Below are 11,733 nucleotides of genomic sequence, written 5' to 3'. Positions count from 1 at the left end.
TCAGTGAACCTCGACCACGTCGCCCTGCAACCGCTGCAAGGCATCGGTTACCGGCTGCGGCAGCAATTGGCGCAGGCAGTTGTAGTGGCCGAAACGGCAGGTGCGATCAAAACAGGGGCTGCAATCCAGGCCCAGGCGCACCACTTCGACCTGGTCGGCCAAGGGCGGAGTGAACCCAGGGGACGTAGAGCCGTACACCGCCACCAACGGGCGATTCAGCGCAGCGGCGACGTGCATCAGGCCGGAGTCGTTGGACACCACCGCGTCGGCGCACGACAGCAAGTCGATGGCCTCGGCCAGGGACGTCTCGCCACTGAGGTTCACCGCCTCTTCGCGCAGGCCCGGAATCAGGCGCTGGCGAATATCCTCACCCACCGCATGATCGTTTTTGGAGCCAAACAGCCACACTTGCCAGCCTTCGCGGATCTTGGTCTCGGCGACCTTGGCGTAGTGTTCCGACGGCCAGCGCTTGGACTCGCCGAACTCGGCGCCCGGGCACAAGGCCAATACCGGGCGGTCCAGCGCCAGGCCGAACTTGGCCAGCGCCGCATCGCGGGTCAGCGGGTCGATCTGCAAGCTGGGGCGCGGATACGGCGTGGGCAGCTCGGCGCCGGGTTCGTAGGCCAGGGCCATGAAACGCTCGATCATCAACGGGTAGCGCGCTTTGTCCAGGGTGCGTACATCGTTAAGCAGCACATAGCGAAACTCGCCGCGCCAGCCGGTACGCTTGGGAATGCCGGCAAAAAACGGCACCAGCGCCGACTTCAGCGAGTTGGGCAACAGGATCGCCTGGTCGTACTGGCCGCCCATGGCTTTGCCGATGCGCCGACGGGTCGCCAGTTCCAGCGCGCCATGGCCGAGCGGAAAGCTCAAGGCCTTGCGCACCTGAGGCATGCGCTCAAGGATCGGCCGGCTCCACTCAGGGGCGAGCACGTCGATCTGGCAGTCCGGATAGCGCAGCCGCAGGCACTGGAACAGTGTCTGTGCCATCACCATGTCACCGACCCAACTGGGCCCAACGATCAGAATATTCATGTAGTTTCCACAAACGATGCGGGGAGGCTTATGCCTCCCCGCCCTAATAGTGTTTCAGCTCAAACCGAGCGCCTGCCAGATTCGCATCACCTGGCGCCGCTCGTCTGCAAATTGGTCCCCGGCCACCGTGCCCGCCTCGTTCTGCAAGGCTTGGCGGTGCGCGGCGGAGCGGTACGCCTTATACACCTCGCGCAACAAATGGGCATCGGCGGCGGGCATCAGCCCGACCTGCTCCAGGCCTTCCAGAATGCGGATATTGTCGGTGTAGCGCAGCAACGATGGATGTTGCGCAGACCACGCCAAAGCGGCGTATTGCACCATAAATTCAATATCGACGATACCTCCGGCGTCCTGCTTGAGGTCGAACAGCGCCGTGGCTTCGAAGGCATTGGCGCCCATACCGGCCGCTGTGCTCCGGGTCCCCAGGTTGTCACGCATCTTGGCGCGCATCTCGCTGACCTCCTGGCGCAGCTTCGCCAAGTCCCGTTCACGCCCCAATACCTTGGCGCGGACCTGCTCGAAGGCCTGGCCCACATCCTGGCTGCCGACCAACACCCGCGCGCGTATCAGCGCCTGATGCTCCCAGGTCCAGGCTTCATTTTGTTGATAGCGGTCGAACGCGCCCAGTGAGCTCACCAACAACCCGGACGCACCTGAAGGTCGCAGGCGCATGTCCACCTCATACAACTGGCCGGAGTTGGTCTGGGTGGTCAGCAAGTGAATGATGCGCTGGCCCAGGCGCGTGAAGAACTGCGCACCGTCGATCGGCTTGGCGCCGTCAGTCTCGGCCTGGGGGTCGCCGTCGTGGATAAACACCAAGTCCAGGTCCGAACCATGCCCCAATTCGATACCGCCGACTTTCCCATAACCGACAATGATGAAGCCAGGATCGCACAGGCTGCCGTCCAGCCGTTGCGGCGAGCCGTGGCGGGCAACGGTCTGGCGCCAGGCCAGCGCCAGCACCTGTTCGAGGATGGCTTCGGCCAGCCAGGTGAGGTAGTCGCTGACCTTCATCAATGGCAGGCTGCCGGCGATTTCCGACGCGGCCACCCGCAGGCGGTGCGCCAGCTTGAAATGGCGCAGGGCTTCCATCTGCTGCTCGAGGTCGTCTTCAGGGATACGCGTAAGGCGCTCGCGCAATTCGGCGGCCAGCTCCGGCGCCAACGGCGGCTTGAACAGGCGCCCTTCGTTGAGCAGCTCATCGAGCAACAGCGGGAAACGGGTGATCTGCTCGGCGATCCACGGGCTCGCGGCGCACAGCGTCAGCAGACGGCGCAGGGCGTCGGGGTTTTCAGTGAGCAGCACCAGGTAAGCGGAACGCCGGGCGACCGCCTCGACCAGCGGCAATACGCGCTCCAATACCAGGTCCGGGTTGGCGTGCTCGACAGCCTGGGCCAGCAAGCGCGGAATAAACGCATCCAGTCGCTCGCGGCCGAGGCGCTGCATGGCGCGCAGCTGCGGACTGCCGCGCAAGCCAGCCAGGGCCTTGAGGGCCTTAGGCGCATCGGTGAAGCCGCCTTCGCTCAACTGGCGGCAGGCGGCGTCGTCATCCTGGGATTCTTCCCACAGCGGCAACCATTCCCCGCCGACGACCAGCTCGCTTTCTTCGCCCTCTTCTTCATCAGGGTCGGCAATCACCTGGCGGAAGTGCCAATCCACCCGCCCACGCCAATACATCAGGCGTTCGTGGAACGCGGTCCAGTCGGCAAAACCGAGCATGAAGGCAATACGCGCCTGGTCTTCCGGGCTGTCCGGGAGCATCTGGGTCTGGCGGTCGGCGATCGCCTGGATCGCGTGTTCGGTGTAGCGCAAAAACTCGTAGCCATTGCGCAACTCACTGATCACGGCGGCCGGCAAGTAACCCTGGCCCTCCAGGGTGCCCAGCACATTCAATAGCGGACGTTGCTGCAGGCTGAGATCGCGGCCACCGTGGATCAGCTGGAACGCCTGGGCGATAAATTCCACCTCACGAATACCGCCCGAACCCAGCTTGATATTCTCGGCCATGCCTTTGCGCCTTACTTCCTGCTGGATCAGTTGCTTCATGGTGCGCAGCGCTTCGATGGCCGAGAAGTCCAGGTAACGGCGATAGACGAACGGGCGCAGCATGTCGAGCAACTGCGCGCCGGCCAGTTGGTCACCGGCGACGACGCGGGCCTTGATCATGGCGTAACGCTCCCAGTCACGGCCCTGGTCCTGGTAGTACTGCTCCAGCGCGTTGAAGCTCAGTACCAGCGCGCCGGCCGAACCGTAGGGGCGCAGGCGCATGTCGACGCGGAACACGAAACCGTCGACCGTCATCGGGTCGAGGGCCTTGATCAATTTCTGACCAAGTCGAATGAAAAACTCCTGGTTATCCAGGGAGCGCTTGACCCCCACCGTCTCGCCGCCTTCTGGGTAGGCGAAGATCAGGTCGATATCCGACGACAGGTTAAGCTCCACCGCCCCGAGCTTGCCCATGCCAAGGATGACCATGTGCTGCGCCTCGCCACTGCGCCGCCCGGTTGGCGTGCCGAACTGCACACAATGGCGCTGGTACAGCCATTGGTAGGCCTGGTCGATGCAGGCGTCGGCCATGTCGGAGAGGTCGCGGCAGGTTTGCACCAAATCCGCCTGGCGGGTCAGGTCGCGCCAGATGATGCGCACTTGCTGGCGCGTACGCTGGCGCCGCAGCACACGGCCGAGTTCGTCTTCTGTTTCGGCCTGTTGCACGGCACCGGCAATCTGCCCGCACAGCTCACCCGGCGCAAACCCCCGGTCCAGCTCGCCCCAGGCCACCAGCTCAAGCAACATCAAAGGGTCACGCACGCTCTGTTCAATGACAAAATCACTGGCGGCGCACACCCGCGCGAAGTCGGCCCACCGTTGCGGCGTCCAGCCAGAAAGGCCATGATCGTCATCCAGCGCGGCCACCGCGTCACGAAATGACTGCTCGGCCCGGCTGGCGTAAGGCAAGAGAATGGCCGGCAGTTCGGCCAGCGTTGGAAGGCTCATGGTCTATCCTTGATCGGCGTGTAAATGGCGTGTAGTTGTGAACGCAGGAGCCATGCTCGATGAAGGACTGTCGAACAAAAGTTAGAAATAGCTGAAATTAAATTAATCTTGGCAGGCAACATCAAACTTTCACCTTTTCTTGTTCGCAATAGACCAACAATAACGATTATGCTCACCAGCCAGACCGAGTCATACGCTCAGTCTTGTGTAGTTTTACTACTCGTATATACATTCGAAAGGCTGAAATGGCCGACGATTTGTAGTAAAACTACAGGACGCCGAAGCAACCTTCGGCCATCCAAGAATTTATGTCGTCTGCCCACAAGGCCAGTCGCAAACTTCAGGCAACCGATTCTGGTAGCCTTTCCGCCCTGGAGCAAGCCATGCAAGACCTCGATCCCGTCGAAACCCAGGAATGGCTGGACGCCCTGGAATCGGTTCTCGACAAAGAAGGCGAAGACCGTGCTCACTACCTGATGACCCGTATGGGCGAACTCGCGACCCGCAGCGGCTCGCAATTGCCTTACGCCATCACCACGCCATACCGCAACACCATCCCCGTTACCCACGAAGCACGCATGCCTGGCGACCTGTTCATGGAACGCCGCATTCGCTCGCTGGTACGCTGGAACGCCATGGCGATGGTAATGCGCACGAACTTGAAGGATTCGGACCTGGGCGGTCACATCTCCAGCTTCGCCTCCAGCGCAACCCTGTATGACATCGGCTTCAACTACTTCTTCCAGGCCCCGACCGACGAACACGGCGGCGACCTGATCTACTTCCAGGGCCACACCTCGCCAGGCGTCTACGCCCGTGCGTTCATGGAAGGTCGCATCACCGAAGAGCAAATGAACAACTTCCGCCAGGAAGTCGACGGTCAGGGCCTGTCGTCCTACCCGCACCCTTGGCTGATGCCTGATTTCTGGCAGTTCCCGACGGTATCCATGGGCCTGGGCCCGATCCAGGCGATCTACCAGGCACGTTTCATGAAGTACCTGGAAGCCCGTGGCTTCATTCCCGAAGGCAAGCAGAAAGTCTGGTGCTTCCTGGGCGACGGCGAGTGCGACGAGCCGGAATCCCTGGGCGCCATCTCCCTGGCCGGCCGCGAGAAGCTGGACAACCTGATCTTCGTCATCAACTGCAACCTGCAGCGCCTCGACGGCCCGGTTCGCGGCAACGGCAAGATCATCCAGGAACTCGAAGGCGTGTTCCGCGGTGCACATTGGAACGTGACCAAAGTCATCTGGGGCCGTTTCTGGGACCCGCTGCTGGCCAAGGACGTCGACGGTATCCTGCAACGTCGCATGGACGAAGTCATCGACGGCGAGTACCAGAACTACAAGGCCAAAGACGGCGCGTTCGTGCGTGAGCACTTCTTCAACACGCCTGAACTCAAGGCGATGGTTGCCGACCTGTCCGACGACGAGATCTGGAAACTCAACCGTGGCGGCCACGACCCGTACAAGGTCTACGCGGCGTACCACGAAGCGGTCAACCACAAAGAGCAACCGACCGTCATCCTGGCCAAGACCATCAAGGGTTATGGCACCGGTGCCGGCGAAGCGAAGAACACCGCGCACAACACCAAGAAAGTCGATGTCGACAGCCTGAAGTTGTTCCGCGACCGCTTCGACATCCCGGTCAAGGACGAAGAGCTGGAGAACCTGCCGTTCTTCAAGCCTGAGCCGAACAGCGCCGAAGCCCGCTACCTCAGCGAGCGTCGCACTGCACTGGGCGGCTTCGTGCCGCAACGCCGCGCCAAGAGCATGAGCATCCCGACGCCGCCACTCGATACCCTCAAGGCTATCCTGGACGGCTCGGGCGACCGCGAAATCTCCACCACCATGGCCTTTGTGCGGATCCTCGCGCAGCTGGTCAAGGACAAGGAAATCGGCTCGCGTATCGTGCCGATCATCCCGGACGAGGCCCGTACCTTCGGTATGGAAGGCATGTTCCGTCAGTTGGGCATCTACTCCTCCGTCGGCCAGCTCTACGAGCCAGTCGATAAAGACCAGGTGATGTTCTACAAGGAAGACAAGAAGGGCCAGATCCTCGAAGAAGGCATCAACGAAGCGGGCGCCATGAGCTCCTTCATCGCTGCCGGTACTTCGTACTCCAGCCACAACCAGCCGATGCTGCCGTTCTACATCTTCTACTCGATGTTCGGCTTCCAGCGCATTGGCGACCTGGCTTGGGCCGCAGGCGACAGCCGTACCCGTGGCTTCCTGATCGGCGGTACCGCCGGCCGTACCACGCTCAACGGCGAAGGCTTGCAACACGAAGACGGTCACAGCCACATCCTGGCTGCCACCATCCCGAACTGCCGCACCTTTGATCCAACCTACGGCTATGAGCTGGCGGTGATCATCCAGGACGGCATGAAGAAGATGACCGAAGAGCAGCAGGACGTTTTCTACTACATCACCGTGATGAACGAGTCCTACCAGCAGCCCGCCATGCCGGCTGGCGTGGAAGAAGGCATCATCAAGGGCATGTACCTGCTCGAAGAAGACACCAAGGAAGCGGCGCACCACGTACAGCTGATGGGCTCCGGCACCATCCTGCGCGAAGTGCGTGAAGCGGCGAAGATCCTGCGTGACGAGTTCAACGTCGGCGCCGACGTGTGGAGCGTTACCAGCTTCAACGAACTGCGTCGCGACGGCCTGGCCGTGGAACGCAGCAACCGCCTGCACCCGGGCCAGAAGCCTGCACTGAGCTACGTCGAAGAGTGCCTGGCCGGCCGTAAGGGTCCAGTCATCGCCTCTACCGACTACATGAAACTGTTTGCTGAACAAATTCGCCAGTGGGTCCCGTCCAAGGAATTCAAAGTCCTGGGCACCGACGGTTTCGGCCGCAGTGACAGCCGCAAGAAGCTGCGTCACTTCTTCGAAGTCGACCGTCACTTCGTGGTGTTGGCAGCCCTGGAAGCCTTGGCTGACCGTGGTGAGATCGAACCCAAGGTGGTGGCTGACGCCATCGTCAAGTTCGGGATCAACCCGGAAAAACGCAACCCACTGGACTGCTGAGGAGATTTTTTGTGAGCGAACTCATTCGCGTACCTGACATCGGCAGCGGTGAAGGTGAAGTAATCGAGCTGTTTGTGAAGGTTGGCGACACCGTCGAAGCCGACCAGAGCATCCTGACCCTGGAGTCGGACAAGGCGAGCATGGAAATTCCTGCTCCCAAGGCCGGCGTGGTCAAAAGCCTGAAAGTGAAGCTGGGCGACCGCCTGAAAGAAGGCGACGAACTGCTGGAGCTGGAAATCGAAGGTGCCGCTGATGCGGCCCCTGCGGCGGCTCCTGCTGCCGCTGCACCTGCACCGGCTGCTGAAAAGCCTGCTGCTGCCGAGGCTGCTCCAGCCCCGGCCGCCGCACCTGCCGCCGCCACCGTCCAGGACATTCACGTTCCGGACATCGGCTCGTCGGGCAAGGCCAAGATCATCGAGCTGCTGGTCAAGGTCGGCGACACCGTCGAAGCCGACCAGTCGCTGATCACCCTGGAGTCCGACAAGGCCTCCATGGAGATCCCATCGCCGGCTGCCGGCGTGGTGGAAAGCATCGGGGTCAAGCTGGAAGACGAAGTCGGCACTGGCGATTTCATCCTCAAGCTGAAAGTACAAGGCGCTGCGCCTGCTGCTCCAGCACCTGCCGCCGCTCCGGCTGCGGCCAAGGCTGAAGCGGCTCCGGCCGCTGCTGCTCCTGCTCCGGCTGCAAAAGCTGAAGCTGCACCGGCTCCTGCCGCCGCACCTGCGCCAAGCGGAGCCAAGGTTCACGCCGGCCCTGCCGTGCGTCAGCTGGCCCGTGAATTCGGTGTCGAGCTGGGCGCCGTCGCGGCCAGCGGCCCTCACGGTCGTGTGCTGAAGGAAGACGTGCAGGCCTACGTCAAGGCCATGATGCAGAAAGCCAAGGAAGCGCCAGCTGCCGGCGGCGCTACCGGTGGCTCGGGCATTCCGCCGATCCGCACCGTGGATTTCAGCCGTTTCGGCGAAATCGAAGAAGTGCCGATGACCCGCCTGATGCAAATCGGCGCGGCAGGTCTGCACGCGAGCTGGTTGAACATCCCGCACGTCACTCAGTTCGACCAGGCCGATATCACCGACCTGGAGGCTTTCCGCGTTGCGCAGAAAGCCGTGGCCGAGAAGGCCGGCGTGAAACTGACCGTGTTGCCCCTGCTGCTCAAGGCCTGTGCGCACCTGCTCAAGGAACTGCCGGACTTCAACAGCTCGCTGGCGCCAAGCGGCAAGGCGATCATTCGCAAGAAGTACGTGCACATCGGCTTTGCGGTGGACACACCTGACGGCCTGCTGGTACCGGTCATCAAGAACGTCGACCAGAAGAGCCTGCTGCAACTGGCTGCCGAGGCTGCTGCGTTGGCCGCCAAGGCCCGCGACAAGAAGCTCACCCCGGACGACATGCAGGGCGCGTGCTTCACCATCTCCAGCCTCGGGCACATTGGCGGTACTGGCTTCACGCCAATCGTCAACGCGCCGGAAGTGGCGATCCTGGGTGTGTCCAAGGCAACTATCCAGCCAGTCTGGGACGGTAAAGCGTTCCAGCCCAAGCTGATGCTGCCACTGTCACTGTCCTACGATCACCGCGTGATCAACGGCGCGGCGGCGGCACGCTTCACCCAGCGCCTGAGCCAGCTGCTGAACGACATCCGCACCATCCTGCTGTAAGCCGCAGCGGCCTCCCGTCGGCGGGAGGCCTTTGCCGCACCGATTTCCGAGCGCCACGCTCGTACCTCAACCCCGCCACTTGGCGGGGCTTTTTTTGCCCGTTTGTTGTATACATAGGACAGGCTTGTACACCTTCCGTCACTTCGACTGCAGAAACGCCCTGGGCGGCCGATAACAGGGTTATAGCACTTAGCCTTCATCCTCTCTTGTCAGTGCGTGCCGCATGATGCAACCTTGCCGCAGGCAACAGTAAAGAGGGCGTGAGCCCGGCGCCGTGCGCATTTTTCCAAGCGAGTTTCCCCCATGAAAAGCCAACCCGATGTCGCCCGAACGGCGGCCGAGGTAGTGACGCAATTACCGGTGCCTTCGCGCCTCGGTATGCTGCGTTTCGAGCGGCTTAATGAGGCAAGCTGGGCGCTGCTCTACCTCGACCCCAATTGCGAGCGCCAATTCGGCCTGCCGGCGGTCGAGCTCTGTGCCCTGATCGGCACGCCGTACGCCAGCCTGATGGAGCCCCAGGCACGCTATCAACTGCACGACGCGATCCAGCAGCAACTGAGCCTCAGCCCCCACTACCTGGTGCGCTACACCCTGCACACCAACGATGGCCCGCTGAGCCTGCTGGAAATGGGCGAGGCCTACAAACAACACAATCGCCACCTGCTGCGCGGCTACCTGATGGTGGTTGATGGCCTGTTCAGCGAAATTCCCGCCACGGTGCCGACCGCCGACCTGGAGAACCAGAACAGCCGCCTGCAAATCGCCCTGGAACTCAACCAGCGCGCGCAACAGGAACAGCTGCAGCACCTGGAGCGGGTACGCGCCCAGCAGGAGTTGATCCTGCTGCTGGCCCGCCAACGCTACACCACGCCCAATTCGCTGCAAGAAGCCGCCGAACTGATCACCCGCAGCGCCTGCGACATCTACCAGATCGATTGCGCCAGTATCTGGAACCTGGAAGGCCAGCGCCTGGTGCCGATTTCGGCCTATCACCGCGCCGATCAGCAATACCATGTGCCTGAAGCGATTGACGCCAGTTGCTTCCCCGATTACCTCGAAGCCCTGCACAGCAGCCGCGCGATCGATGCCACCAATGCCCTGCGCGACCCGCGCACCCGGGAAATGGCCGAAAGCCTGTTCGCCAAGGATATCCACGCCATGCTCGACGCGAGCATCCGGGTGGATGGCCAGGTCGTAGGCGTGCTGTGCCTGGAGCAAAGCGGCAGCTCGCGTGCCTGGCAGTCCGATGAAATCGCCTTTGCCGGCGAGTTGGCGGACCAGTTCGCCCAGGTCATCAACAACCACAACCGCCGCACCGCCACCAGCGCTCTGCACCTGTTCCAGCGTGCCGTGGAACAAAGTGCCAACGCCTTTCTGCTGGTCAATTGCGATGGCGTGGTGGAGTACGTCAACCCAAGTTTTACCGCGATCACCCAATACAGCGCCGAAGAGGTGCACGGCCACCGCCTGGCGCAGTTGCCGGCCCTGGAGAATCTCAGCGAGTTGCTGTTCGATGCGCCGTCGAGCCTGGCCAAGAGCAACAGCTGGCAAGGTGAATTCAAAAGCCGACGCAAAAACCTCGAACCCTACTGGGGCCAGCTGTCGATCTCCAAGGTGTATGGCGACAACCGCGAGTTGACCCACTACATCGGCATCTACGAAGACATCACCCAGACTAAGCTGGCGCAACAGCGCATCGAACGCCTGGCCTATACCGACAACCTGACCAACCTGGGCAACCGCCCGGCCTTCATCCGCAACCTCGACGAGCGCTTTGCCCGCGACAGCGACAGCCCGATCAGCCTGCTGCTGGTGGACATCGACAACTTCAAGCGCATCAACGACAGCCTCGGGCACCAGACCGGGGACAAGCTGCTGATCAGCCTGGCCCGTCGTCTACGCAACAGCCTGAGCAGCGGCGGCAGCCTGGCGCGCTTTGCCAGTAACGAGTTTGCGGTGCTGCTCGATGATGCCGACCTGGAGACCGGCCAGCAGGTCGCCAGCCAGTTGCTGGCCACCCTCGACAAGCCGATGTTCGTCGACAACCAATTGATCAGCGTGACCGGCTCCGTAGGCCTGGCCTGCGCACCGCTGCACGGCCGCGACCCGCAGACCCTGATGCGCAACGCCGGTTTGGCCCTGCACAAGGCCAAGGCCAACGGCAAACACCAGGTGCAGGTGTTTACCGAAGCCCTGAATGCCGAAGCGAGCTACAAACTGTTCGTGGAAAACAACCTGCGCCGCGCCCTGACCCAGAACGAGCTTGATGTGTTCTACCAGCCCAAGCTGTGCCTGCGCAGTGGCCGCCTGTTGGGTATGGAAGCGCTGTTGCGCTGGAACCATCCGGAAAAGGGCATGATCCGCCCCGACCAGTTCATCAGCGTGGCCGAAGAGACCGGCTTGATCATCCCCATCGGCAAATGGATCGCGCGCCAGGCGTGCCGCATGAGTCGGCAGTTGACAGCGGCGGGCCTGGGTAATCTGCAGGTAGCGATCAACCTGTCGCCCAAACAGTTTTCCGACCCGGACCTGGTGGCCTCGATTGCCACCATCCTCAAGGAAGAACAGCTGCCGGCCAATCTGCTGGAGCTGGAGCTGACCGAAGGCCTGCTGCTGGAGGCCACCGAAGACACACGCCTGCAACTGGACCAACTGAAGAGCTTTGGCCTGACCCTGGCCATGGACGACTTCGGCACCGGTTATTCGTCGCTGAGCTACTTGAAAAAATTCCCCATCGACATCATTAAGATCGACCGGAGCTTTATCCACGAAATCCCGGATAACCAGGACGACATGGAAATCACCTCGGCGGTCATCGCCATGGCCCACAACCTCAAGCTCAAGGTGGTAGCCGAAGGCATCGAGACCGCCGCGCAATTGGCGTTCCTGCGCCGGCATCGGTGCGACGTGGGCCAGGGCTACCTGTTCGACCGGCCAATCCCCGGCGCAGAGCTGCTGGAGAAGCTTAAACGCTACCCACGCGGGCCAATCGCCTGACAGCGCTGTAACACTCGGGCACACTG

At 62.0% G+C, this 11,733-nt stretch carries 5 protein-coding genes; 3 read left to right on the top strand and 2 right to left on the bottom strand.

All coding sequences use genetic code 11. From position 1 onward, the window contains the following. Together waaF and glnE are read right to left on the bottom strand one after the other, a co-directional pair. Window positions 1-1,035 carry a lipopolysaccharide heptosyltransferase II gene (waaF, locus tag C4J87_RS02365; protein WP_124365580.1) on the bottom strand — a complete coding sequence of 345 codons (1,035 nt, stop codon included), beginning with the start codon at window positions 1,033-1,035 and terminating at the stop codon, window positions 1-3. Between the two features lie 54 nt (window positions 1,036-1,089). Then, complete coding sequence (glnE, locus tag C4J87_RS02360; protein WP_124365579.1) at window positions 1,090-4,029, bottom strand: bifunctional [glutamate--ammonia ligase]-adenylyl-L-tyrosine phosphorylase/[glutamate--ammonia-ligase] adenylyltransferase; 2,940 nt, start codon at window positions 4,027-4,029, stop codon at window positions 1,090-1,092. A 383-nt stretch (window positions 4,030-4,412) separates the two neighbouring features. On the opposite strand from glnE, the gene aceE reads away from it, so the two are divergent. The 3 genes from aceE to C4J87_RS02345 all read left to right on the top strand — a co-directional run bounded on the left by aceE (window position 4,413) and on the right by C4J87_RS02345 (window position 11,707). Continuing rightward, a complete protein-coding gene (gene aceE / locus C4J87_RS02355; RefSeq protein ID WP_124365578.1) occupies window positions 4,413-7,058 on the top strand; it encodes a pyruvate dehydrogenase (acetyl-transferring), homodimeric type in 2,646 nt (881 codons plus the stop codon). An 11-nt stretch (window positions 7,059-7,069) separates the two neighbouring features. Further along, complete coding sequence (gene aceF / locus C4J87_RS02350; protein WP_124365577.1) at window positions 7,070-8,710, top strand: dihydrolipoyllysine-residue acetyltransferase; 1,641 nt, start codon at window positions 7,070-7,072, stop codon at window positions 8,708-8,710. A gap of 303 nt (window positions 8,711-9,013) precedes the next feature. Then, entirely contained in the window at window positions 9,014-11,707 is a 2,694-nt protein-coding gene (locus tag C4J87_RS02345; protein ID WP_124365576.1) for a bifunctional diguanylate cyclase/phosphodiesterase, read from the top strand. Window positions 11,708-11,733 lie beyond the last annotated feature (26 nt).

Source organism: Pseudomonas sp. R1-43-08, assembly GCF_003852255.1.
Taxonomy (GTDB): domain Bacteria; phylum Pseudomonadota; class Gammaproteobacteria; order Pseudomonadales; family Pseudomonadaceae; genus Aquipseudomonas.
This window is presented reverse-complemented; position numbering and strand designations above follow the sequence as displayed.